Source organism: Pseudomonas delhiensis (assembly GCF_900187975.1).
Classification (GTDB): domain Bacteria; phylum Pseudomonadota; class Gammaproteobacteria; order Pseudomonadales; family Pseudomonadaceae; genus Pseudomonas; species Pseudomonas delhiensis.
Genome location: NZ_FZPC01000020.1, coordinates 1 through 20,869 on the forward strand (window position 1 = coordinate 1; position 20,869 = coordinate 20,869).

The 20,869-nt window shown below is 68.4% G+C and carries 21 protein-coding genes and 1 pseudogene; 3 read left to right on the forward strand and 19 right to left on the reverse strand.

Features of this window, described 5'->3' with window-relative positions; translation table 11 throughout:
- Positions 1-456: 456 nt before the first annotated feature.
- From CHC02_RS18285 to ubiE, 13 genes and pseudogenes are all read right to left on the reverse strand, one after another.
- Positions 457-885 carry a UPF0158 family protein gene (locus CHC02_RS18285; RefSeq protein WP_089392873.1) on the reverse strand — a complete coding sequence of 143 codons (429 nt, stop codon included), beginning with the start codon at positions 883-885 and terminating at the stop codon, positions 457-459.
- Positions 886-955: 70 nt separating this feature from the next.
- Positions 956-2,530: a methyl-accepting chemotaxis protein gene (locus CHC02_RS18290; RefSeq protein ID WP_089392874.1), complete on the reverse strand. Its 1,575-nt coding sequence runs from the start codon at positions 2,528-2,530 to the stop codon at positions 956-958.
- 219 nt (positions 2,531-2,749) lie between these two features.
- Positions 2,750-3,622, reverse strand: coding sequence for a methyl-accepting chemotaxis protein (locus CHC02_RS30970; RefSeq protein WP_371921128.1), 873 nt, complete (start codon positions 3,620-3,622; stop codon positions 2,750-2,752).
- Positions 3,605-4,663: pseudogene (locus tag CHC02_RS30975) on the reverse strand (methyl-accepting chemotaxis protein); the annotation flags it as partial. The pseudogene CHC02_RS30975 and the gene CHC02_RS30970, both read right to left, overlap by 18 nt.
- A gap of 158 nt (positions 4,664-4,821) precedes the next feature.
- Positions 4,822-5,529, reverse strand: coding sequence for a 16S rRNA (uracil(1498)-N(3))-methyltransferase (locus tag CHC02_RS18300; protein ID WP_089392876.1), 708 nt, complete (start codon positions 5,527-5,529; stop codon positions 4,822-4,824).
- Entirely contained in the window at positions 5,526-6,326 is an 801-nt protein-coding gene (gene tatC, locus CHC02_RS18305; protein ID WP_089392877.1) for a twin-arginine translocase subunit TatC, read from the reverse strand. Before tatC ends, CHC02_RS18300 begins: the two co-directional genes overlap by 4 nt.
- On the reverse strand, positions 6,323-6,787 hold the full coding sequence (tatB, locus tag CHC02_RS18310; RefSeq protein WP_089392878.1) for a Sec-independent protein translocase protein TatB: 465 nt from the start codon (positions 6,785-6,787) through the stop codon (positions 6,323-6,325). Before tatB ends, tatC begins: the two co-directional genes overlap by 4 nt.
- A 14-nt stretch (positions 6,788-6,801) precedes the next feature.
- Positions 6,802-7,044 (reverse strand): twin-arginine translocase TatA/TatE family subunit, encoded by a 243-nt coding sequence (locus CHC02_RS18315; protein WP_089392879.1) that lies wholly within the window; start codon positions 7,042-7,044, stop codon positions 6,802-6,804.
- A gap of 25 nt (positions 7,045-7,069) precedes the next feature.
- Positions 7,070-7,408, reverse strand: coding sequence for a phosphoribosyl-ATP diphosphatase (locus tag CHC02_RS18320; protein ID WP_009615404.1), 339 nt, complete (start codon positions 7,406-7,408; stop codon positions 7,070-7,072).
- Positions 7,401-7,805, reverse strand: a complete 405-nt coding sequence (gene hisI / locus CHC02_RS18325) for a phosphoribosyl-AMP cyclohydrolase (RefSeq protein ID WP_089392880.1) — start codon at positions 7,803-7,805, stop codon at positions 7,401-7,403. Before hisI ends, CHC02_RS18320 begins: the two co-directional genes overlap by 8 nt.
- An 82-nt stretch (positions 7,806-7,887) precedes the next feature.
- A complete protein-coding gene (gene ubiB / locus CHC02_RS18330) occupies positions 7,888-9,495 on the reverse strand; it encodes a ubiquinone biosynthesis regulatory protein kinase UbiB (RefSeq protein ID WP_089392881.1) in 1,608 nt (535 codons plus the stop codon).
- Positions 9,492-10,115, reverse strand: coding sequence for a ubiquinone biosynthesis accessory factor UbiJ (locus CHC02_RS18335; protein ID WP_089392882.1), 624 nt, complete (start codon positions 10,113-10,115; stop codon positions 9,492-9,494). The genes ubiB and CHC02_RS18335 overlap by 4 nt, the downstream gene beginning before the upstream one ends.
- Before the next feature lies 1 nt (position 10,116).
- Positions 10,117-10,899, reverse strand: a complete 783-nt coding sequence (ubiE, locus tag CHC02_RS18340) for a bifunctional demethylmenaquinone methyltransferase/2-methoxy-6-polyprenyl-1,4-benzoquinol methylase UbiE (RefSeq protein WP_089392883.1) — start codon at positions 10,897-10,899, stop codon at positions 10,117-10,119.
- A gap of 130 nt (positions 10,900-11,029) precedes the next feature.
- Here ubiE and CHC02_RS18345 point away from each other — a divergent pair, with 130 nt between their 5' ends.
- From CHC02_RS18345 to CHC02_RS18355, 3 genes are all read left to right on the forward strand, one after another.
- Positions 11,030-11,305: a polyhydroxyalkanoic acid system family protein gene (locus CHC02_RS18345; RefSeq protein WP_089392884.1), complete on the forward strand. Its 276-nt coding sequence runs from the start codon at positions 11,030-11,032 to the stop codon at positions 11,303-11,305.
- Positions 11,306-11,516: 211 nt separating this feature from the next.
- Positions 11,517-11,939 (forward strand): phasin family protein, encoded by a 423-nt coding sequence (locus CHC02_RS18350; RefSeq protein WP_089392885.1) that lies wholly within the window; start codon positions 11,517-11,519, stop codon positions 11,937-11,939.
- 10 nt (positions 11,940-11,949) lie between these two features.
- Complete coding sequence (locus CHC02_RS18355; RefSeq protein WP_089392886.1) at positions 11,950-12,834, forward strand: phasin family protein; 885 nt, start codon at positions 11,950-11,952, stop codon at positions 12,832-12,834.
- A 50-nt stretch (positions 12,835-12,884) separates the two neighbouring features.
- Here the strand turns inward: CHC02_RS18355 and CHC02_RS18360 are convergent, their stop codons facing one another.
- The 6 genes from CHC02_RS18360 to hslU form a co-directional block, all read right to left on the reverse strand.
- Positions 12,885-13,499 (reverse strand): TetR/AcrR family transcriptional regulator, encoded by a 615-nt coding sequence (locus CHC02_RS18360; RefSeq protein WP_089392887.1) that lies wholly within the window; start codon positions 13,497-13,499, stop codon positions 12,885-12,887.
- Between the two features lie 421 nt (positions 13,500-13,920).
- Positions 13,921-15,603: a class II poly(R)-hydroxyalkanoic acid synthase gene (gene phaC, locus CHC02_RS18365; protein WP_089392888.1), complete on the reverse strand. Its 1,683-nt coding sequence runs from the start codon at positions 15,601-15,603 to the stop codon at positions 13,921-13,923.
- A gap of 178 nt (positions 15,604-15,781) precedes the next feature.
- The gene (gene phaZ / locus CHC02_RS18370) at positions 15,782-16,792 is read right to left on the reverse strand and encodes a poly(3-hydroxyalkanoate) depolymerase (RefSeq protein WP_244160930.1); all 1,011 of its coding nucleotides are present in this window, start codon (positions 16,790-16,792) and stop codon (positions 15,782-15,784) included.
- Complete coding sequence (gene phaC / locus CHC02_RS18375) at positions 16,789-18,468, reverse strand: class II poly(R)-hydroxyalkanoic acid synthase (protein WP_089392889.1); 1,680 nt, start codon at positions 18,466-18,468, stop codon at positions 16,789-16,791. The genes phaZ and phaC (CHC02_RS18375) overlap by 4 nt, the downstream gene beginning before the upstream one ends.
- Positions 18,469-18,864: 396 nt before the next feature.
- The gene (locus CHC02_RS18380; protein WP_089392890.1) at positions 18,865-19,236 is read right to left on the reverse strand and encodes a gamma-butyrobetaine hydroxylase family protein; all 372 of its coding nucleotides are present in this window, start codon (positions 19,234-19,236) and stop codon (positions 18,865-18,867) included.
- Between the two features lie 273 nt (positions 19,237-19,509).
- Positions 19,510-20,850 (reverse strand): ATP-dependent protease ATPase subunit HslU, encoded by a 1,341-nt coding sequence (gene hslU / locus CHC02_RS18385; protein ID WP_089392891.1) that lies wholly within the window; start codon positions 20,848-20,850, stop codon positions 19,510-19,512.
- Between the last annotated feature and the right edge of the window lie 19 nt (positions 20,851-20,869).

The following is a 20,869-nucleotide window of genomic DNA, read 5'->3' on the forward strand; positions in this document are numbered from 1 at the left end:
TAGGCGTTATGCGCCCTACGCCGGACCCATCCGCGACGTAGGGCGAATAACCGTTCGCGGTTATCCGCCGATACACCGGCGCCACAGCCAATGCCCAGGTCAACCCCGGAGCCGCCGGGGATCACGGCCAGACGGCGGATAACGCCGTAGGCGTTATGCGCCCTACGCCGGACCCATCCGCGACATAGGGCGAATAACCGTTCGCGGTTATCCGCCGATACACCGGGGCCACAGCCTATGCCAAGGTCAACGCCGGAGCCGCCGGGGATCACGGCCGGACGGCGGATAACGCCGTAGGCGTTATGCGCCCTACGCCGGACCCATCCGCGACGTAGGGCGAATAACCGTTCGCGGTTATCCGCCGATACACCGGCGCCACAGCCAATGCCAAGGTCAACCCCGGAGCCGCCGGGGATCGCGGCCAGACGGCGGATAGCGCCGTAGGCGTTATGCGCCCTACAACGCGGCGCCTTGGCCCGCCGGGCGGATGTCGTGGTCGGCGAGCCAGTCCAGGGCGCATTCGCGCAGGCGCTCGGCCTGGTAGTCGTACCAGGCCTGGAGCAGGTCCGGGTAGCCCATGAGCACGTGGCGGAAGGCCTTGAACGGCTTGCGCCCTTCCAGGGCCGAGGCCATGGCGGCGTAGGCGTGGGGTTCGCCGACCTCGCGGAGGAAGTCGCGCATCAGTTCCAGGGATTCGCGGCTGCTCAGCGGCTCGATCGGCAGCAGGCGCTCCGGGTCCTGCTCCAGCAGGAGCAGCAGATCCGGATCGGGAGAGTCGGTCAGCAGCGGCACCACCTGGCCGCTGCCCAGGTCCAGGTAGTGCTCGATGTCGCTGGTGTCGAGGGCGACGGCGAGTTCGTCGAGGTCGATGGTCAGCGGGCGCATGGTCACTCTCCGGTTGGGCGAGAGCCCCCAGCCTATCCCATGCGCCGCCTGCTTGTCCGCTGCAATCCTGTTACAGGCGGAAGCGCCCGACCTGGCCCTGCAGGTCGCCGCCCAGGCGCGCCAGCTCGTTGCTGGAGGTGGCGGTCTGCTGGCTGGCGGCGGCCGACTGCTCGGCGATGTCGCGGACCTGGCCGACGCTGCGGCTGATCTCGGCGGCGACGCTGCTCTGCTGTTCGGCGGCGGAGGCGATCTGCAGGTTCATGTCCTGGATCTGCGCCACGCTGCGGGCGATGGCCGACAGCGCGTCGCCGGCGCGGCGCGTCAGCTCGACGGAGTCGCCGGTGAGCTGGCGGCTGTCGTCCATGCACTGCGCGGCGTCCTCGGCGCCGCGCTGCAGGGCGGCGATCAGCGCCTCGATCTCGGCGGTGGACTGCTGGGTGCGCTGGGCCAGGGCGCGCACCTCGTCGGCGACCACGGCGAAGCCACGCCCGGCCTCGCCGGCGCGGGCCGCCTCGATGGCGGCGTTGAGGGCCAGCAGGTTGGTCTGCTCGGCCACCGACTTGATCACGTCGAGCACGCTGCCGATCTTCCCGCTGTCGCCGCGCAGGCGCGCCATGGCCTGGGTGGAACGCTCCACCTCGGCGGCCAGCTGGTCGATGCGGGCGATGGCCTGGCCGACCACCTGCTCGCCGTCGCGGGCCTGGGCATCGGCCTGGCGGGCGGCGCCGGAGGCCTGCTCGGCGTTGCGCGCGACCTCCTGCACGGTGGCGGCCATTTCCTCGATGGCGCTGGCCACCTGCTCGGTTTCCAGGCGCTGGCTGTCGACGCCGGCGCGGGTCTGCTCGGTGACCGCCGACAACTGGTCGGCAGCAGTGGCCAACTGGCCGACGCTGCCGCCGATGTGGCCGATCAGCTCGCCCAGGCTGTCGCGCATGCGCAGCATGGTGCGCTGCAGCTGGCCCAGCTCGTCGCGGCGCTGCAGGTGCAGGTCGCCGACCAGGTCGCGGGACAGGTCGCCCTGGGCGATGTGCTCGGCCAGTTCGAGGGATTCGTGCAGCGGGCGGACGATCTGGCGGTTGATCGCCCACACCGAGAGGGCGCCGAAGAACAGCGCGAACAGGGCGGTCAGCGCCTGGCGCCATTGCGCCTGGCTGGCCGCGGCGTCGCGCTGCTGCAGGCCTTCCTCGAACAGGGCGCCGCTGGCGCGGAACAGGGCTTCGGCACGGCTGTCGAGGCCGGGGTTGGCCTGCCCGCGCTGCTGCGGGTCGGCGCGCAGCAGGTCGTCAGCGGCCTGGGCATAGGCGGCGAGGGCCTGGCGCAGGTCGTCGAGGCGGGGCCCGGCGAAGCCGTCGCGGGCCAGGCGCTCGCTGCCGGCCTGCAGCTCGCCCAGCACCGTGCGCAGGCGCTGGGCCTGTTCCGCGCTGCCGTCCAGCTGGTAGCGCAGTCGCGCCAGTTCCGCCTGGCGGGCGCCACCGTCGAGCTGGCCGATGTGGGTCAGGCGTTCGCTGTGGGCGCCCTGTTCGTTCAGGCCCTCGATGCCACCGAGCAGCACCAGCAGGGTCAGCAGCAGGCAGATGCCGAAGCCCACGGTGAGCTTGAGGCTGACGTTCATGCGGCCGAGCTGAAGGACCAGCCAATCGTACATGTCGAATACTCCAGGCAGACAGGGCCGCGGGACGGGCCCGAAGCCGGAAATGCAGGCTGTTTCGCTGTTCTTCTTGTGGTGCAGGCGAGGGACTTTTTCGGGACGCATCTGTGTGCGTCAGAGCTTATCGGCGACGTTGCCTGAAACTTCAGCGCCGGATGTGTAATTTTTCGTATATCGGCAAGGGCCCGCCAGGAAGGCGGGCCGGAGGGGGAGGACTCAGAGGCGGAAGCGTCCGACCAGGCCCTGCAGTTCGTTGCCCAGGCGCGCCAGCTCGACGCTGGAGGCGGCGGTTTCCTCGCTGGCGGCGGCGGTCTGCTCGGAGATGTCGCGCACGCTGAGCACGCTGCGGTTGATCTCCTCGGCCACCGCGCTCTGTTGCTCGGCGGCGGCGGCGATCTGCTGGTTCATCGACTGGATGCCGGAGACGGTGCGGGTGATCGCCTCCAGCCGCTCGCCGGCGCGGCGCGCCAGGTCCAGGGTGTTGTCGGTGAGCGCGCGGCTGCTTTCCATGCGCTGCACGGCCTGCTGGGTGCCGCTGTGCAGGCCGGCGATCAGTTCCTCGATCTCCTCGGTGGACTGCTGGGTGCGCCGGGCCAGGGCGCGCACCTCGTCGGCCACCACGGCGAAGCCGCGGCCGGCATCGCCGGCGCGGGCCGCCTCGATGGCGGCGTTGAGCGCCAGCAGGTTGGTCTGTTCGGCCACCGCCTTGATCACGTCGAGCACGCTGCCGATCTTCTCGCTCTCGCGCTTGAGCTGCTGCACCGCCTCGTTGGAACGGCCGACCTCGCCGGCCAGGCGGTCCATCTGCCCGACCGCCTCGCTGACCGCCTGGGCGCCGGCGCCGGCCTCGCGGTCCGCGGCGCTGGCGGCTTCCGAGGCTTCCTCGGCGTTGCGCGCCACTTCCAGCACGGTGGTGGCCATCTCGGTCATCGCCGTGGCCACCTGGTCGGTTTCGCTCTTCTGGTTGTTCACCCCGGCGCTGGTCTGCTCGGTGACCGCCGAGAGCTGTTCGGCGGCGCTGGCGATCTGGGTGACGCCGTCGTGGATGCGGCCGATCAGCTCGCGCAGCGACTGGCTCATGCGCTGCATGCTGGCCTGCAGCTGGCCCAGCTCGTCGCGGCGTTCGACGCGCAGTTCCTGGCTGAGGTCGCCGTCGGCGATGCGCGCGGCGGCGGCCAGCGCCTGGCGCAGCGGCAGGACGATCTGCCGGGTGATCAGCCAGGCCGCCAGCACGCCCAGCACCAGGACCAGCAGCGAGGCCAGGGCCAGCAGCTGCTTGGCGTGGCCGGCGTCCTCGTTGCGCTTGGCGGTCTGGCCGTCGCTCAGCTCGACGCTGAGTTTCTCGATCAGCAGGCCGCCGTCGCGCATCTGGTTGCGCGCCTGCTGGCTGTTGTTGACTTCGTTGCGGTAGCGGTCCAGCGCCTTGCGGTAGTCGCGCAGGGCGTTCGCCACGGCCTGGTAGTTGGCCTGCTGCTCCGGCACTGCGGCCTGGGCGCGCTGTTCCACGGTGGCGGTGACCTGCTCCAGGGCGCTGATCGCGCCCTGTTCGAGGCTGGGGTCCTCGTTGGCGGTGTAGCTGAGCACCTGGAAGCGGGCGTCCATCAGCTGGCGGCCCAGCTCGGAGACGTCGGCGAGAGCCTTGAGGGACTCGACGCTGCCGGTCTCCACCAGGTGCTGCTCCACCAGCTCCAGCCCCTGGGTGACCACCGAGGCCTTGCGGATCAGCGTCTTGCGCGCGCTGTCGCGGCTGTCGAAGGACTTCTGCAGGCCCTTGAACAGGGTGCGGTACTGGCTGGTGAGCTGGCGTTGCCGTTCGACCTTCTCCAGGTCGGCGGGCACGGTGAGCAACTGGCCGACGCGCTGTTGCTGCTGGTCCAGCTCGTTGATGCTCTGTTCCACCAGCTTGGCGTCTTCCGCGGTGCGGCTGGACTGGTATTTCAGGCGGGTGGTGCGCAGGTCCTTGGTCATGGCGAGCAGCTTGGAGATCTCGCCGATCTTGTCGCCCCGGGATATCAGGCTGTTCAGGTTGAGCGCCCCGGCCAGCGCGATGAGCAGGGTGAGCAGCAGCACCAGGCCGAAGCCGATGGCGAGTTTCCAGTTGACCGTGAGATTGCTGAACCAGCGGGACATGAACGCGGCGCTCCAGGGGACGATGGGGCTGCGGCTGCCGCGGGGGCGGCCGCCGATTGACCAATGCCTGTCATATCGGCGAGGCGACACGAATCTGAAATTTCTTTAGTAAATTTCTGGCCGACGATCCCCGTTGGGGGCTGTCGCGGGCCCTCAGGTCAGAACAGCCGGGCCAGCAGGGCGGTGACCGCGGTTTCCACGCGCAGGATGCGCTCGCCGAGTTGCACCGGGGCCAGGCCGGCTTCGCGCAGTTTCTCGACCTCGTAGGGAATCCAGCCGCCCTCGGGGCCGATGGCCAGGGTCACGGCCTGCTCGACCGCCCGCGGGCAGGCCGGCCAGGGCCCGGGGTGGCCGACCAGGCCCAGGCTGCCGGCGGCCAGGGCCGGCAGGCGGTCCTCGACGAAGGGTTTGAAGCGCTTCTCGATGATCACCTCGGGCAGCACGGTGTCGCGGGCCTGCTCCAGGCCGAGGACGAGCTGTTCGCGGATGGCCGCCGGCTCCAGGAAGGGCGTCTGCCAGAAGCTCTTCTCCACCCGGTAGCTGTTCAGCAGCACCAGGCGCGGCACGCCCATGGCGGCCACGGTCTGCAGCACGCGGCGGAGCATCTTCGGCCGCGGCAGGGCCAGCAGCAGGGTCAGCGGCAGCTTGGCCGGCGGCGCCTGGGTGAAGCTCACCTGCAGCTCGGCCTCGTCGCGCGAAAGGTTCAGCAGGCGCCCTTCGCCCATCAGCCCGCCCAGGCGGCCGACGCGCAGGCTGTCGCCGCTCTCGGCGCGGTGCACTTCATGCAGGTGGGTGAGGCGGCGGTCGCGCAGCAACACGCGGTCCGCCGCGACGAAGTCGGCGTCGTCCAGCAGCAGCAGGTTCACGGGCGCGTTGCCGGCGGCTGGTCGCCTTTCTCTTCGGGCTGCGCATCCTCGTCGCGGTTGCGCTTGCGGATCAGCCGGCTGAACAGCACCCCGGCCTCGAACAGCATCCACATGGGCACGGCGAGCAGGGTCTGCGACATCGGGTCCGGCGGGGTGAGGATCATGCCGACCACGAAGCAGCCGATGATGACGTAGGGGCGGATCTTCTTCAGGTAGGCCACGTCGACCACCCCTATCCACACCAGCAGCACCGTGGCCACGGGGATCTCGAAGGCCACGCCGAAGGCGAACAGCAGGGTGAGGAAGTCCAGGTAGCTGTTGATGTCGGTCATCGGCGTCACCCCTTCCGGGGCCTGGCCGAGGAAGAAGTGGAACATCAACGGGAACACCAGGAAGTAGGCGAAGGCCATGCCGGTGTAGAACAGCACCACGCTGGAGGCCAGCAGCGGCAGGGCCACGCGCTTCTCGTGCTTGTACAGGCCGGGGGCGATGAAGCCCCAGATCTGCGCCAGGATCACCGGCATGGCCAGCAGCACGGCGACGATCATGGTCAGCTTCAGCGGCGCGAGGAACGCCGAGGCCGGGTCGATGGCGATCATGGTCGCGCCTTCCGGGAGGAAGCGGCGCAGCGGCGCGGAGGCCAGGGCGTAGATCTTCTGCGAGAAGTACAGCAGGCCGATGAAGATCACGAAGATCGCCACCACGCAGCGCAGCAGGCGCGTGCGCAGCTCGGTCAGGTGCGAGACCAGAGGCATTTCCTGGTCGTTTTCGGGCTGTTCGGGTTTTTCGTCGCTCATGGGGTACGCGGCGTCTCGGACGGAGGAGGCGTCTGGGCGGCGGCAGGCGCGGCCGGGGCCTCGGGAGCGGCTGGCGCGGCACCGGCGGCGGGCGCCTCGGGCGCGGCCGGGATGCCGACGCCGGGCATGTTGGCCAGGCGGCTGTTCGGCGCGATGGTCGGCGGCGCCGGCGGCTCGGCCTGCGCAGCGGTTTCGGCCGGCGGCGGCTGGCCGGTGAGCGGCGCCATCAGCTTCTGCGCTTCACGCTCCATCTGCAGGATGTGCTCGTTGTGCAGCTGCCGGCGGATCTCGTCGGCGCCCAGTTCACGCTCCACTTCCTGCTTGATCGCGTTGAAGCTGCGTTTCAGCCGGCCTATCCACAGGCCCGCGGTGCGCGCGGCGCCGGGCAGGCGCTCGGGGCCGAGCACCAGCAGGGCGACCAGGCCCACCAGCAGCAGTTCGCTGAAGCTGATTCCGAACATGGCGTTCTATCCCATCAGTCCTTGCGCTGCGGCTCTTCGACCTTCTGCGCCTGGGCGTCGATGGTGTGCGGCTGGTTCAGCGGCGGGTTGGCCGGCGGCTGCTGGGGCTTGTCTTCCTCTTCGGTGTTCATCGCCTTGCGGAAGCCCTTGACCGCCTCGCCGACGTCCGAGCCCAGGGTCTTCAGGCGCTTGGTGCCGAATACCAGCACCACCACGATCAGGATGACGACCCAGTGTTTCCAGTCAAAGATGCCCATCTTGTTCTCCTCGAAGTAATCAGGTTCAGGCCGACGGCTGGCGCGCAGCTTTCTCGTCGTGGCCGGAGAGGCCGAAACGGCGCTCCAGCTCGTCCAGCACCGCCTGGGGATGCTGGCCGAGGGCGGCGAGCATGACCAGGGAATGGAACCAGAGGTCGGCGGTTTCGTAGATCAGGTCCGTGCAGTCGCCGCTCTGCGCGGCGTCCTTGGCGGCGAGGATGGTTTCCACCGATTCCTCGCCGACCTTTTCCAGGATCTTGTTCAGTCCCTTGTGGTACAGGCTGGCCACGTAGGAGCTTTCGGGGGCTGCATTCTTGCGCCCCTCCAGCACCTCGGCCAGGCGCGCGAGGGTGTTGTCACTCATGGCTGTGCCCCGGCTTGTCGTAGATGGCGTGCGGGTCCTTGAGCACCGCGTCGACGACCTTCCAGCCGCCGTCCTGGTAGACCCGGTAGAAGCAGCTTTCGCGGCCGGTGTGGCAGGCGATGCCGCCGACCTGCTCGACCATCAGGATGACGACGTCGGCGTCGCAGTCCAGGCGCAGCTCGTGCAGCTTCTGCACGTGGCCGGATTCCTCGCCCTTGCGCCAGAGCTTGCCGCGCGAGCGCGACCAGTAGATGGCGCGGCCCTCGGCGGCGGTCAGGGCCAGGGATTCGCGGTTCATCCAGGCCATCATCAGCACGCGGCCCGTCTCGTGGTCCTGGGCGATCGCCGGCACCAGGCCGTCGGCGTTCCAGTGAATTTCGTCCAGCCAGTCTTTCATCTTCGCTTCCGTACAGCGGGCGTTCTCGCGCCCCGCGGCAGTTTCGGTGATTCCCAAGTGTGCCAGCAGTGGCGACGACTGGCTATCGGCGCAGGATCAGATACAGACCACCGGCCAGCATGGCCCAGGCCGGCCAGGCCTCGATACTGTGGGTGGCCAGGCCCATCTGGGTGGCGCCGGCCACCAGCACTGCGCCGATAAGCCGCGGCACCCAGGCGCCGGCCAGGGGCTGTTCGCGGTTCGCCGTCGGCTCCTGGCGCTGTTGATTCTGCGACAGCTGTTCGAGCGCCTCGCGGGTCATCTGCGCCAGGTGCGGCAGCTGCTCGACGTGCTGCTGGGCGTTGCGCAGCAGCTGGGCGGGGCTCATGCGCTCGCGCATCCAGCGCTCCAGGTAGGGCTGGGCGGTGCTCCACAGGTCCAGCTCGGGGTAGAGCTGGCGGCCCAGGCCCTCGATGTTCAGCAGGGTCTTCTGCAGCAGCACCAGCTGCGGCTGCACTTCCATGTTGAAGCGCCGCGCGGTCTGGAACAGGCGCAGCAGCACCTGGCCGAAGGAGATGTCCTTGAGCGGCTTCTCGAAGATCGGTTCGCACACCGTGCGGATGGCCGCCTCGAAGTCGTTGACGCGGGTTTCCGCCGGCACCCAGCCGGAGTCGATGTGCAGCTGGGCGACCTTGCGGTAGTCGCGCTTGAAGAAGGCGATCAGGTTGCGCGCCAGGTAGTCCTGGTCCTCGTCGGTGAGGCTGCCGACGATGCCGCAGTCCACCGCGATGTACTGCGGGCTCCAGGGCGTGCGGGTGCTGACGAAGATGTTGCCCGGGTGCATGTCGGCGTGGAAGAAGCTGTCGCGGAAGACCTGGGTGAAGAAGATTTCCACGCCGCGCTCGGCCAGGGCCTTGAAGTCGGTGCGCTGGTCGCGCAGGGTGTCCAGGTCGGTGACCGGGATGCCGTAGATGCGCTCCATCACCAGCACCTTGGGCCGGCACCAGTCCCAGTACACCTGGGGCACGTAGAGCAGCGGCGAGCCGTCGAAGTTGCGCCGCAGCTGGCTGGAGTTGGAGGCCTCGCGCAGCAGGTCGAGTTCGTCGTAGATGGTCTTCTCGTAGTCGCTGACCACCTCCACCGGGTGCAGGCGGCGGGCGTCGCTGGACATGCGCTCGGCCAGGCGGGCGAGGATGAACAGCCAGGCGATGTCGGCGCGGATCACCGGCTTGAGGCCCGGGCGGATCACCTTGACCACCACTTCCTCGCCGCTCTTGAGCTGCGCGGCGTGCACCTGGGCCACCGAGGCCGAGGCCAGCGGCTCGCGCTCGAAGCGGGCGAAGACCTGCTCGACCCTGGCCCCCAGCTGTTCCTCGATCAGCGCCACCGAGGCTTCCGGCGGGAACGGCGGGACCTTGTCCTGCAGGCGCGCCAGCTCGTTGGCGATGTCGTCGGGCAGCAGGTCGCGGCGGGTGGAAAGGATCTGCCCGAACTTGATGAAGATCGGCCCCAGGCCCTCCAGGGCCAGGCGGATGCGCTCGCCGCGGGACAGCTCCAGCTTGCGCCGCGGCAGCCAGCGCCAGGGCAGCAGGCCGCCGAGCAGGCGCAGGTACCAGGGCAGCATCGGCAGTTCGAGGATGAGGTCGTCGAGGCGGTAGCGGATCACCACGCTCTGGATGCGCAGCAGGCGGCGGAAGGCGAGCAGCTTCATGCGTCGGGTTTCGGCTTCTTGGACAGGCGCGCCAGGCGCGCGTCGAGGCGGTCGAGGGCGATCTTCAGCTGGTCGAGTTCGGCGGAGCGGGCTTCGGCCTCGTTGCGCCCGACCAGGGTGCGGCTTTCCTCGGCGAGGTAGTCGGCCAGGCTCAGGCGCAGGCTTTCCAGGCTGTCGCCGGCCCAGCGCGCGCCGCCGCGCAGGCGGCTGCCGAGCAGTTGCGCGGGCAGCGGGCCGAGCCAGCGCTGCACTTCGTATTCCCAGTCCAGCTCCAGGCTTTGCAGGATGTCGGCCAGCTCCAGCAGCAGGGCGCTGTCGCCGCCCATCTCCACTTCCGGGCTGTGCAGCACGCTGGTCTTGTCGGCGGCCAGGGCCAGTTGCAGCAGGCGCCCGGCCGGGGCGCGCAGGGTGCAGTCCACCGCGGCCTCGTGGTGCGCGGCCAGGTGCAGGCCGTCGGCGTCGGGCAGGATGAACAGGCGCAGCACGGGGGCCTGGCAGTCCACTTCCAGGACCCGCCCGGCCAGCCGGGCGAGGCGCTGCAGGGCCACGCCGTCCAGGCGCAGCACGCGGTTCACGCCGGCTTCGGCGCTGGCCAGCAGCGCCTGGGTCAGGAGCGCCATCTCAGGGCTTGATGCCGCGGTGCAGGGCGACCACGCCGCCGGTCATGTTGTGGTAGGTGACGCGGTCGAAGCCGGCCTCGACCATCATCGACTTCAGGGTTTCCTGGTCCGGGTGCATGCGGATCGACTCGGCCAGGTAGCGGTAGCTGTCGGCGTCGTTGGTGACCAGCTTGCCCATCAGCGGCAGCAGGGTGAAGGAGTAGGCGTCGTAGGCCTTGGACAGCAGGCTGCTGGTGGGCTTGGAGAACTCCAGCACCAGCAGGCGCCCGCCCGGCTTGAGCACCCGCAGCATGGAGCGGATGGCGGCGTCCTTGTGGGTGACGTTGCGCAGGCCGAAGGCGATGCTCACGCAGTCGAAGTGGTTGTCCGGGAAGGGCAGCTTCTCGGCGTCGGCCTGGACGAACCTGACGTTGCCGGCCACGCCGCTGTCCAGCAGCTTGTCGCGGCCGACCTTGAGCATGGAGGCGTTGATGTCCGCCAGCACCACCTCGCCGGTGGGGCCGACCAGGCGCGAGAACTGGCGGGTCAGGTCGCCCGTGCCGCCGGCGATGTCGAGCACGCGGTTGCCGCTGCGCACGCCGGACAGCTCGATGGTGAAGCGTTTCCACAGCCGGTGGATGCCGCCGGACATCAGGTCGTTCATCAGGTCGTACTTGGCGGCGACCGAGTGGAACACCTCGGCGACCTTCTCGGCCTTCTCGCTCTCGCGCACGGTCTTGTAGCCGAAGTGCGTGGTGGGGTCGGCGGGGCCCTGGTCCCCGGCGGGTTTGCGCGGCTCGCTCATGGCGTTTCTACCCTGGAAGTCAGTGGCGGCCATTCTAACAGGATGTGGGGAAAACGCCGCCCCGTGGCGCGGGGTGCGGCGAAACGTCGTGCGGCGTATCATCCTCCGGTCTGTCATACCGGAGTCGCCCATGTCCCGCATCCACGTCGAACGCCCCCATTCCCTCGGCCGCGAAGCCGCCCGCGAGAAAGCCCAGAAGCTGGCCGAGAAGCTGGCCCGCGAGCACGGCGTCAGCTACGAGTGGCAGGGCGACACGCTGACCTTCAGGCGCAGCGGCGTGGACGGACGCATCGAGGTGGGCGACGACCGCGTGGCGGTGGAGGTCAAGCTGGGCCTGCTGCTGTCGGCCATGGGCGGGATGCTCAAGGGCGAGATCGAACGCGCGCTGGACAAGGCGCTGGCCTGAGGCCGAGCGCCTTGTCCAGCGCGCGGGTGGCAAGCCACAAGCTTCAAGCTGCAAGCCGGTTTTTCGCTTGCGGCTTATCGCTTGAGGCTTGCAGCTCCCGGCGCTCCGCGCCGGCTGGTATGTGTTTTCTAATTTTCCCCGATACCTTGCACTCAAGCTCGCAACGCTGCGGGCCTCTACGGACCCCCGAGAACAGTGTGAGGAAACCATCATGGCCAAGGTCGCCAGCAAGAAGAAAGTCGAGAAAGCCGTCAGCGAGTCGTCCCTGATCACCGACGTCAAGCACTACGCCCGCCAGATCTGGCTGGCCGGCCTGGGCGCCTATGCGCGCGTCGGCGCCGAAGGCACCGGGTACTTCAAGTCGCTGGTGAAGGAAGGCGAAGGCCTGGAAACCAAGGGCCGCCAGTTGGTGACCGAGCAGGTCGAGTCGGCCAACGACAGCGTCAAGAGCAGCGTGTCGCTGGTGAAGGACAAGTTCGAGGTGCAGCTGGACAAGGTCGAGAAGGCTTTCGACAGCCGCGTGGCTTCCGCGCTGAACCGCATGGGCATTCCGTCGCGGCAGGATGTCGAGGCGCTCTCTGCTAAGCTTGACGAGCTGAGCGCGGTGCTCGAGCGTGTCGCGAAAACTCATTGAGGAGAGCGGGATGGCTGGCAAGAAAACTACCGATAAAAAAGAGTCCAGTTGGGTCGGCGAGATCGAGAAATACTCGCGGCAAATCTGGTTGGCTGGTCTGGGGGCCTACTCGAAGGTCAGCAAGGACGGCAGCAAGCTGTTCGAGACACTGGTCAAGGATGGCGAAAAGGCCGAGAAGCAGGCCCGGACCGAAGTCGATAAATCCGTCGGCGCGGTGAAGTCCACCGCCCGTTCGGCGCGTTCCAAGGTCGACGAAGTGAAGGACCGCGCCCTGGGCAAGTGGGGTGAGCTGGAAGAGGCGTTCGACAAGCGCCTGAACAGCGCCATCTCGCGCCTGGGCGTGCCGAGCCGCAACGAGGTGAAGGACCTGCATGCGAAGGTCGAGACCCTGACCAGGCAGATCGAGAAACTCACCGGCGTCAGCGTCAAGTCGGTGGCCAAGCCCGCCGCCAAGGCCGCTGCGAAACCTGCGGCCAAGGCTGCAGCGAAGCCCGCAGCCAAGCCGGCCGCCAAGACCGCGGCGGCCAAGCCTGCTGCCAAGGCTGCTGCGAAACCGGCTGCGAAGCCGGCGGCCAAACCGGCTGCGGCCAAGGCAGCGGCGAAGCCTGCCGCCAAGCCTGCTGCTGCGAAGGCCGCGGCGAAACCGGCTGCGAAGCCGGCCGCCAAACCGGCTGCGGCCAAGCCTGCGGCGAAACCGGCAGCAGCGAAACCCGCTACCAAGCCTGCCGCGGTGAAGAAGCCGGCGGCGAAGAAGCCCGCCGCGCCGAAGGTGGCCAAGCCGGCAGCACCGGCCACGCCGGCCGCGGCTCCGGCCCCGGCGGCCACTCCGGCGCCGGCTGCGGCAGCTCCGGCTGCTCCGGTAGCGGCTCCGGCCACGCCGCCGACCCAGGCCTGACGCGTTACCCGTGGTACCCGACGCCCGGCCTCGTGCCGGGCGTCTTCGTTTCAGGCGTTCAGGTAGCGCTGCGCCAGGCGCTCGGCGGCGAGCCGCGAATCGCCGCGCAGGTGCGGCGCCACCAGCATCATCACCTGGTAGACCACCAGGCGTATCTCGCCTTCGCGGCCGAGGATGCGCTGGTAGTCCAGGGAGAACAGCAGGGTCAGGGTGATCTGCTCCACCAGTTGGCCGAGGGCGTCGGTGTCGCTGGTCAGCTCGCCGTCGGCCTTGAGCCGGGCGAGCAGGGCGGCCAGGGTGCGCTTGAGCGCGTTGAGCCAGCCGCGCATGCCGCGGGCCAGCTTGGGCAGGCGCCCGGCCAGGTTGGACAGGTCCTGGAAGAGGAAGCGGTAGTGCGCCAGCCGCTCGACGATCAGGTGCAGGAACAGCCAGTAGTCCTCGGCCCCCAGGCGCGCGTCGGCGGGTGGGTCGAGCAGCGGCTGCAGTTCCTCCTCGAAGCGGGCGAACAGGGCCAGCACCAGCGGCTCCTTGCCGTGGAAGTGGTAGTACAGGTTGCCGGGGCTGATGCCCAGCTCGGTGGCGATCTCCAGGGTGGAGACGTTGGGTTCGCCCTGTTCGTTGAACAACAGCAGGGCGCATTCGAGGATGCGGTCGCGGGTTTTCATCCGTGTGCTGCTTCCGGCTTCGGGAGGTTCGACGATAACCGTGGCGGGAGCCGCCGGCCAGTCCCTCGAAAGCGTGAGGGCGCGCGTTCCTGGCAGGGGTTCATCGGGGAATCGCGGACAAAGTCCTTCTACGACCATGCTCGACCGTAGGGCGAATAACCGTTCGCGGTTATCCGCCGCCGGCCGGAACGCCGGTGCCCGACGGCGGCGGCGGATAACGCCGTAGGCGTTATGCGCCCTACGGGTTGCAAGGGGGCGGCGTAGGAGGGGTTGAGCGAAGCGGTACCCATCGCCATGGCCGCATGGGTTTCGCCAAGGCTCAACCCATCCTACGAAGAGCATATCGGCGTGGGGCGCAAGACAGTTGCTCCTGCCACGCCACCGCTGTCCCACCTGTAGGAGCGCGCAGGGCGAGCGCCGCTCACCGCTCGTGCACGTAGGTCCCCGGCGCCGCTTCCATCGGCGGGTGCTCGGCATTGCCCAGTTCGAAGCTCACCGGCCGGCGTTCGCCCGAGCGCGCCTGGATCCACGCCAGCCACAGCGGCCACCAGCTGCCTTCCTGGCGCTGGGTGTCGTAGTACCAGGCGCGCGGGTCGGAGCTGAGCTTGCCGTTCTCGAAGTAGCAGGCCTTGGGGTTGCCCGGCGGGTTGAGGATGCTCTGGATGTGCCCGCTGTTGGACAGCACGAAGCGGCTGTCGCCGCCCAGCAGCAGGGCCGAGCGGTAGACCGCGTCCCAGGGGGTGATGTGGTCGGTGATGCCGGCGACGTGGAAGTTGTCCACCGCCACCTTCTTCAGGTCGATGGAGGTGCCGCACACCTCCATGGCGCCCGGGCGGGCCAGCGGGTTGTGCTTGAAGAAGTCGAGGAAGTCGCCGTGCAGGGCGGCCGGCAGGCGGGTGTTGTCGTTGTTCCAGTAGAGGATGTCGAAGGCCGGCGGCAGCTTGCCCAGCAGGTAGTTGTTGACCCAGTAGTTCCACACCAGGTCGTTGGGGCGCATCCAGGCGAACACCTTGGCCATGTCCTTGCCCTCCAGCACGCCGTGCTGGTAGGAGCGGCGCTTGGTGCTTTCCAGCGTCTGCTCGTCGGCGAACAGCGCCGCCGGGGTTTCCACCTGGCTGTCCAGCAGGCTCACCAGGTAGGTGGCGCTGGCGATCTTGCGCAGCTGCCGGCGGGCCTGCAGGTGGCCCTGCAGCGCGGCGATGGTCAGGCCGCCGGAGCAGGCGCCCATCAGGTTGACGCTGCGGCTGCCGCTGATCGAGCGGGCCACCTCGATGGCTTCGTCGAGGGCCTTCACGTAGGTCGACAGGCCCCATTCGCGATGGCGCGCGTCGGGGTTGCGCCAGCTGACCATGAACAGCTGCAGGTTGTTCTTCAGGGCGTACTGGACGAAGCTCTTCTCCGGGCTCAGGTCGAAGATGTAGTACTTGTTGATCTGCGGCGGGACGATCAGCAGCGGCTTGGCGTGCAGGTGCTCGCCCAGGGGCTTGTACTGGATGAGTTCGAGCACCTCGCTGCGGAACACCACGGCGCCCGGCGTGGTGGCCAGGTTGCGGCCGACCTCGAAGGCGTGCTTGTTGACCTGGCTGGGCATGCCGCCGTTGTGCAGCAGGTCGTCGAGCAGGTGGCGGCCGCCCTTGAGCAGGCTCTGCCCGCCGGTGTTGAACAGCTCCTTGACCGCCTGCGGGTTGATCAGGCTGTTGGTCGGCGCCATGGCGTCGGCGAACAGCGACAGCAGGAAGCGCGCGCGGGCGCGGTCGTCGCCGTCCAGGTCGCTTTCGTCGATCCACGCCAGCAACTGCTGCTGCCAGGCCAGGTAGGCCTGCAGGGTGCGCCGGTAGAAGGGGTTGAGGCGCCAGGACGGGTCCTGGAAGCGGGCGTCCTGGGGGTTGGGCTGCAGCGGCGAGTCGCCCAGCAGCACGTGGCCCATCTGCTTGCCGAAGGCCGCCAGGTGGCGGGCGCTGTGCAGCGGCCGGCGCACGCCCTGGAAGGCCAGTTGGCGCAGGGTGGACAGCATGTCCTTGCCGCGCAGGCCGACCATGGCGCTCTGGGCGTTCATGAAGTCGGCGGGGGCCGGCAGCCTGCCGGTGCTGGAGTTCTCTCGCATGTGCAGCGCTCCCTGGGAAAAGAACCGTCGTGAGTCGGGCGCAGCAAGGCCCGTACCAGAATCGGCGCAGGCGCGTTCCTGACGCGCGCAGGAGCTGAAGCATAGGCACGAATCGGCGCGCCTGCCGGCCATCGACGATGAACGTGCACTGTTACGAGGCGATGATCCAGGCCGGGGGTCAGCCGGCCTTGGGGGCGAACGGCCGCGGGTGCATGACCGCGCGCTGCCGTTCCTCGGCGAGGAACTTCATGATGATCGGCGCCACCGTCTCGGCGCGGGTCACCAGGAACAGGTGGCCGTCGTCGATCACGTGCAGCTCCGCGTTGGGAATGCGCCAGGCCAGCAGGCGCATGTTCACCAGCGGGATGATCGGGTCGTCGTCGCCGGCCAGCACCAGGGTCGGCTGGCGGATGTGGTGCAGCCAGTGGATGCTGGTCCAGCCCAGGCCGGCGAACAGCTGCCAGTAGTAGCCCAGCTTGCCCGAGGAACGCACCTTGGCGGCGAAGGCCATGGCCAGCTTCGGGTCGCGGCGGAAGGCGCCGCCGTAGATGTCCGGGGCGATGTGCGCACCGTAGGACGGCTGGATGTAGCGCCGCGGGCTGGCCATGCGCCAGAGCACCTTGGGCTTGCCCGGGACCATCACCGCCCCGGCGGCGGTGGCCGCCAGGATCAGCTTCTTGCAGCGCTCGGGGTAGTCGTGGGCGAACTGCTGGGCCAGGGCGCCGCCCCAGGACACGCCGATGGCGGTGACCTGGCCGTAGTCCAGGTAGTCGAGCATGCGCGCCGCCAGCTTGGCCAGGCCGGGGAAGCGGTAGGGCGTGCTCGGCGTGGACGAGCCGCCGACACCGGGCACGTCGAAGGCGATCACCTCCAGGTCCGGGTCCAGCGCGGCGACGAAGGGGAACACCAGCTCCAGGTTGGCGCCGATGCCGTTGAAGATCAGCAGCGGCGTCATGTGCCCCTTGCCCGGCCGCACGGCGGTGCGGATGGTCTGCCCGTCCAGGTCGATGGTGCGGAACACGAAGGGCTGCGGCGCGAGCACGCGCGCGCGGGCCTCGGCCGGCTGCTGCGCTTCGGCTTCCGGGGCTGCGGCGCGTGCCTTGCGCGGGCGCGTGGCCGGCGGCGCCGGCTCGGGTTGCGCTGGCACCTGCCGTTCCGGCGTGGCTTCGGGTAGGTTTTCTGTCTTCATCGTTCGTGTACGTAGGTGCCGGGGGATGCTTCGCCAGCCGGGTGGGCCTTGTTGCCCAGGGCGGTCGGCGCCTTTTTCAGCTTGCCCGCGCGCTCGGCCAGCCACTGTTGCCAGTGCAGCCACCAGGAGTCGGCGTGCTTGCTGGAGTTCTCCTGCCAGGTCTTGGGATCGACGGAGAGGTCCGGGCCGGTCATGAAGCGTGCCTTGGGGTTGCCCGGCGGGTTGAGGATGCTCTGGATGTGCCCGCTGTTGGAGAGGATGAACTCGCACTTGCCGCCGAGCAGGCGCGCCGAGCGGTAGCAGGCTTCCCAGGGGGTGATGTGGTCGTTGAGCCCGGCCAGGCAGTAGAAGTCGCAGGTGACCTGCTTGAGGTCGATGGGCGTGCCGCCCACCTCCAGCGCGCCGGGGCGGGCCAGCGGGTTGGTCTTGAACATCTCCACCAGTTCGCCGTGCAGCGCGGCCGGCAGGCGCGTGGTGTCGTTGTTCCAGAACAGGATGTCGAAGGCCGGCGGCTCGTTGCCCAGCAGGTAGTTGTTGACCCAGTAGTTCCAGATCAGGTCGTTGGGGCGCATCCAGGCGAACACCTTGGCCATGTCCTTGCCTTCCAGCACGCCGGACTGGTAGGAGCGGCGCTTGGCGGCCTCGAGGGTCTTCTCGTCGGCGAACAGGGCGACGGTGGTGTCCAGCTCGAAGTCGAGCACGCTGACCATCTGGGTGAAGGCGTGCACCTTCTCCTCGCCCAGGGCCGCGTAGTGGCCGAGCAGGGTGACGGTGGTGATGCCGCCGGAGCAGGCGCCGAGCATGTTCAGGTCCTTGCTGCCGGTGATGGCCAGGACCACGTCGATGGCTTCCTTGAGCGCCTCGATGTAGGTGGTCAGGCCCCATTCGCGCTGGGCCTTGGTGGGGTTGCGCCAGCTGACGATGAAGGTCTGCACCTGGTTGCGCAGGCAGAAGCGCGCCAGGCTCTTCTCCGGCGACAGGTCGAAGACGTAGAACTTGTTGATCTGCGGCGGCACCACCAGCAGCGGGCGCTCGTGCACGCTCTCGGTGATCGGGCGGTACTGGATCAGCTCCAGCACGTCGTTGCGGAACACCACCGCGCCTTCGGTGGTGGCCAGGTTCTTGCCGACCTCGAAGGCGTCCATGTTGACCTGGCTGGGCATGCCGCCGTTGTTCACCAGGTCCTTGGCCAGGTGGCTGAGGCCGTCGAGCAGGCTCTTGCCGCCGGTCTCGAAGAAGCGCTTGACCGCGGCCGGGTTGCTCAGGGTGTTGGTCGGCGCCATGGCTTCGGTCATGAGGTTGATGACGAACTGGCCGCGGTTGATGTCCTGGGGCGACAGGTCGCTGTTGCCGATCCACTGGTGCAGCTCCTTGCGCCAGGCCAGGTAGGTCTGCAGGTAGCGGCGGTACAGCGGGTTCTGGCTCCAGGCTGGGTCGTTGAAGCGGCGGTCGTCGTCGGCCGGGCGCAGGTCCGAGGTACCGAGCAGGACATTCTTCAGCTCCAGGCCGAAATGGCCGACGTGCTTGACGCTGTGGAAGGGCTGCCTGAGGGCCTGCAGCAGCACCATGCGGGCAGTGGACAACAAATCCTTGCCGCGAATGCCTATCACCGGGTTGAGGTTCAGGGTGTTTTCCGCGGCTTGCTGGGACAGATCGTTGTTCTTCTTTTCGGTCATCGGCGACGCTCCATTGTCCTGAGACGAATACTGGCGGGGCTGCACCTAGGTGACGGGCCAAGTACTGCTCGGGTTAGCGGAACGTGGAGCGGGCTCCACGCATGTCAACACTTGGCGGCATCGCTGGGGTCCTGGGCCCGCGTCTGCAACGGCGTTGCACTGACTTGGTTACCCGAGATTCCCCCGCCGCGCAAGCTGGTGCAGCGTGGTTCCCTGCGCCGGAGTATGTCGCGAAAGATTAGAAAACGCGCCCTAGAGCGCTCGCTCGTCCGCAGCCCGGACACAGGAAACACGCGGTTTCCAGTGTGCAGGGCGAATGTTGCAAATGACGTGCCCTGATCGGGGGCAGGAGGATGCTGGCGCGGCGGCGGCCGGTAAACCGGCGCAAAGGTGGGTTCAGAGCATCAGCTTGACCACCGACTCGTCGGGGTCGCGGGACTTGCCGGCGGCGGCCAGCTCGGCGAGGTACTCGGCCCACAGCTGGTCCTTGCGGGTGCACAGCTGGTAGAGGTAGTCCCAGCTGTACAGGCCGCTGTCGTGGCCGTCGTCGAAGGTCAGCTTGAGCGCATACTGCCCGGCCGGCTCCAGGCCGACCAGGGCGACGTTCAGCTTGCCGACCTGGAGGATCGGGTTGCCGTGGCCCTGCACCTCGGCCGAGGGCGAGTGCACGCGCAGGAATTCGGCGGAGAGGTCATAGGACTGCTCGCCGTATTTCAGGGTGAGCGTGCGCGAGGCCTTGTGCAGCTGGATGGCGGTGGGGATGTGCATGGGAAACTCCGGCTACAGGCTACAGGCTACAGGCTACAGGCTACAGGCTACAGGCTACAGGCTACAGGCTACAGGCTACAGGCTAAGAGCGTGGCGAGGCTCTTCGTAGGAGCGAGCTTGCTCGCGAACCGGGTTGGCACGGTGCCAGGTCTGGTTCGCGAGCAAGCTCGCTCCTACAGGGGGATCAGCCCGTCGCTATTGCCAGCAGCGACGGTGAGGCCACCGGCTCGTCGCTCTTGCTTGCAGCTTGTAGCCTGCAGCTTGCCGCCGCTCTTAGAGAATATACCGCGACAGGTCCTCGTCCTGCGCCAGTTCGCCCAGGTGGCCGTTGACGTAGGCGGCGTCGATCACGATCGGCTTGTCGCTGTGCTCGCTGGCCAGGTCGGCCGCGTCGAAGGAGACTTCCTCCAGCAGGCGTTCCAGCAGGGTGTGCAGGCGGCGGGCGCCGATGTTCTCGGTCTTCTCGTTGACCTGCCAGGCGATTTCCGCCAGGCGCTGGATGCCGTCGTCGGCGAAGGCGATGTCCAGGCCCTCGGTTTTCAGCAGCGCGGTGTACTGCTCGGTGAGCGAGGCGTGCGGCTCGCGCAGGATGCGCTTGAAGTCGTCCGGGGTCAGGGCCTTGAGCTCGACGCGGATCGGCAGGCGGCCCTGCAGCTCCGGCACCAGGTCGCTGGGCTTGGACAGGTGGAAGGCGCCCGAGGCGATGAACAGGATGTGGTCGGTCTTGACCATGCCCAGCTTGGTGTTGACGGTGCAGCCCTCGATCAGCGGCAGCAGGTCGCGCTGCACGCCCTCGCGGGAAACGTCGGCGCCGCCGACGTTGCCGCGCTTGGCGATCTTGTCGATCTCGTCGATGAAGACGATGCCGTTCTGCTCCACCGCCTCCAGGGCGCGGGCCTTGAGGTCTTCCTCGTTGACCAGGCGCTGGGCTTCCTCGTCGCGGATCAGCTTCATGGCCTCGGCGACCTTCAGCTTGCGCGTCTTGCGCTTGCCCTTGCCCATGTTGGAGAACAGGTTCTGCAACTGGTTGGTCATCTCCTCCATGCCGGGCGGCGCCATGATCTCCACGCCGGCCGGGACGTCGGCTACCTCGATGTCGATTTCCTTGTCGTCCAGCTGGCCCTCGCGCAGGCGCTTGCGGAACAGCTGGCGGGTGTTGGAGTCCTCGCGCGCCGGCTCGTCGCCGAAGCCCGCGGTGCGCGCCGGCGGCAGCAGGGCGTCGAGGATGCGTTCCTCGGCGGCGTCCTCGGCGCGGTACTTGACCTTCTGCACTTCCTGCTCGCGGAGCATCTTGATCGCGGCATCGGCCAGGTCGCGGATGATCGACTCGACGTCGCGGCCGACGTAGCCCACCTCGGTGAACTTGGTCGCTTCCACCTTGATGAAGGGGGCGTTGGCCAGCTTGGCCAGGCGCCGGGCGATCTCGGTCTTGCCGACGCCGGTGGGGCCGATCATCAGGATGTTCTTCGGCGTCACCTCGGCGCGCAGCTCGGCCGGCAGCTGCATGCGCCGCCAGCGGTTGCGCAGGGCGATGGCCACGGCGCGCTTGGCGTCGTCCTGGCCGATGATGTGGCGGTTGAGTTCGTGGACGATCTCGCGGGGAGTCATGGACATTTGTTCGGCTACTCCGGAG

Excerpts from the sequence above, each read along its gene's own strand:
- CHC02_RS18345 (WP_089392884.1), top strand. The coding sequence starts at position 11,030 with ATGTCCCGCATCCACGTCGAACGCCCCCATTCCCTCGGCCGCGAAGCC.
- CHC02_RS18290 (WP_089392874.1), bottom strand. The coding sequence starts at position 2,530 with ATGTACGATTGGCTGGTCCTTCAGCTCGGCCGCATGAACGTCAGCCTC.
- CHC02_RS18285 (WP_089392873.1), bottom strand. The coding sequence starts at position 885 with ATGCGCCCGCTGACCATCGACCTCGACGAACTCGCCGTCGCCCTCGAC.
- hisI (WP_089392880.1), bottom strand. The coding sequence starts at position 7,805 with ATGAAAGACTGGCTGGACGAAATTCACTGGAACGCCGACGGCCTGGTG.
- CHC02_RS18335 (WP_089392882.1), bottom strand. The coding sequence starts at position 10,115 with ATGGCGCTCCTGACCCAGGCGCTGCTGGCCAGCGCCGAAGCCGGCGTG.
- CHC02_RS18380 (WP_089392890.1), bottom strand. The coding sequence starts at position 19,236 with ATGCACATCCCCACCGCCATCCAGCTGCACAAGGCCTCGCGCACGCTC.
- CHC02_RS30970 (WP_371921128.1), bottom strand. The coding sequence starts at position 3,622 with ATGCAGCGCATGAGCCAGTCGCTGCGCGAGCTGATCGGCCGCATCCAC.
- ubiB (WP_089392881.1), bottom strand. The coding sequence starts at position 9,495 with ATGAAGCTGCTCGCCTTCCGCCGCCTGCTGCGCATCCAGAGCGTGGTG.
- tatB (WP_089392878.1), bottom strand. The coding sequence starts at position 6,787 with ATGTTCGGAATCAGCTTCAGCGAACTGCTGCTGGTGGGCCTGGTCGCC.
- CHC02_RS18360 (WP_089392887.1), bottom strand. The coding sequence starts at position 13,499 with ATGAAAACCCGCGACCGCATCCTCGAATGCGCCCTGCTGTTGTTCAAC.
- CHC02_RS18355 (WP_089392886.1), top strand. The coding sequence starts at position 11,950 with ATGGCTGGCAAGAAAACTACCGATAAAAAAGAGTCCAGTTGGGTCGGC.
- hslU (WP_089392891.1), bottom strand. The coding sequence starts at position 20,850 with ATGTCCATGACTCCCCGCGAGATCGTCCACGAACTCAACCGCCACATC.
- phaZ (WP_244160930.1), bottom strand. The coding sequence starts at position 16,792 with ATGAAGACAGAAAACCTACCCGAAGCCACGCCGGAACGGCAGGTGCCA.
- CHC02_RS18320 (WP_009615404.1), bottom strand. The coding sequence starts at position 7,408 with ATGAGTGACAACACCCTCGCGCGCCTGGCCGAGGTGCTGGAGGGGCGC.
- tatC (WP_089392877.1), bottom strand. The coding sequence starts at position 6,326 with ATGAGCGACGAAAAACCCGAACAGCCCGAAAACGACCAGGAAATGCCT.
- phaC (WP_089392889.1), bottom strand. The coding sequence starts at position 18,468 with ATGACCGAAAAGAAGAACAACGATCTGTCCCAGCAAGCCGCGGAAAAC.
- ubiE (WP_089392883.1), bottom strand. The coding sequence starts at position 10,899 with ATGAGCGAGCCGCGCAAACCCGCCGGGGACCAGGGCCCCGCCGACCCC.
- CHC02_RS18350 (WP_089392885.1), top strand. The coding sequence starts at position 11,517 with ATGGCCAAGGTCGCCAGCAAGAAGAAAGTCGAGAAAGCCGTCAGCGAG.
- phaC (WP_089392888.1), bottom strand. The coding sequence starts at position 15,603 with ATGCGAGAGAACTCCAGCACCGGCAGGCTGCCGGCCCCCGCCGACTTC.
- CHC02_RS18315 (WP_089392879.1), bottom strand. The coding sequence starts at position 7,044 with ATGGGCATCTTTGACTGGAAACACTGGGTCGTCATCCTGATCGTGGTG.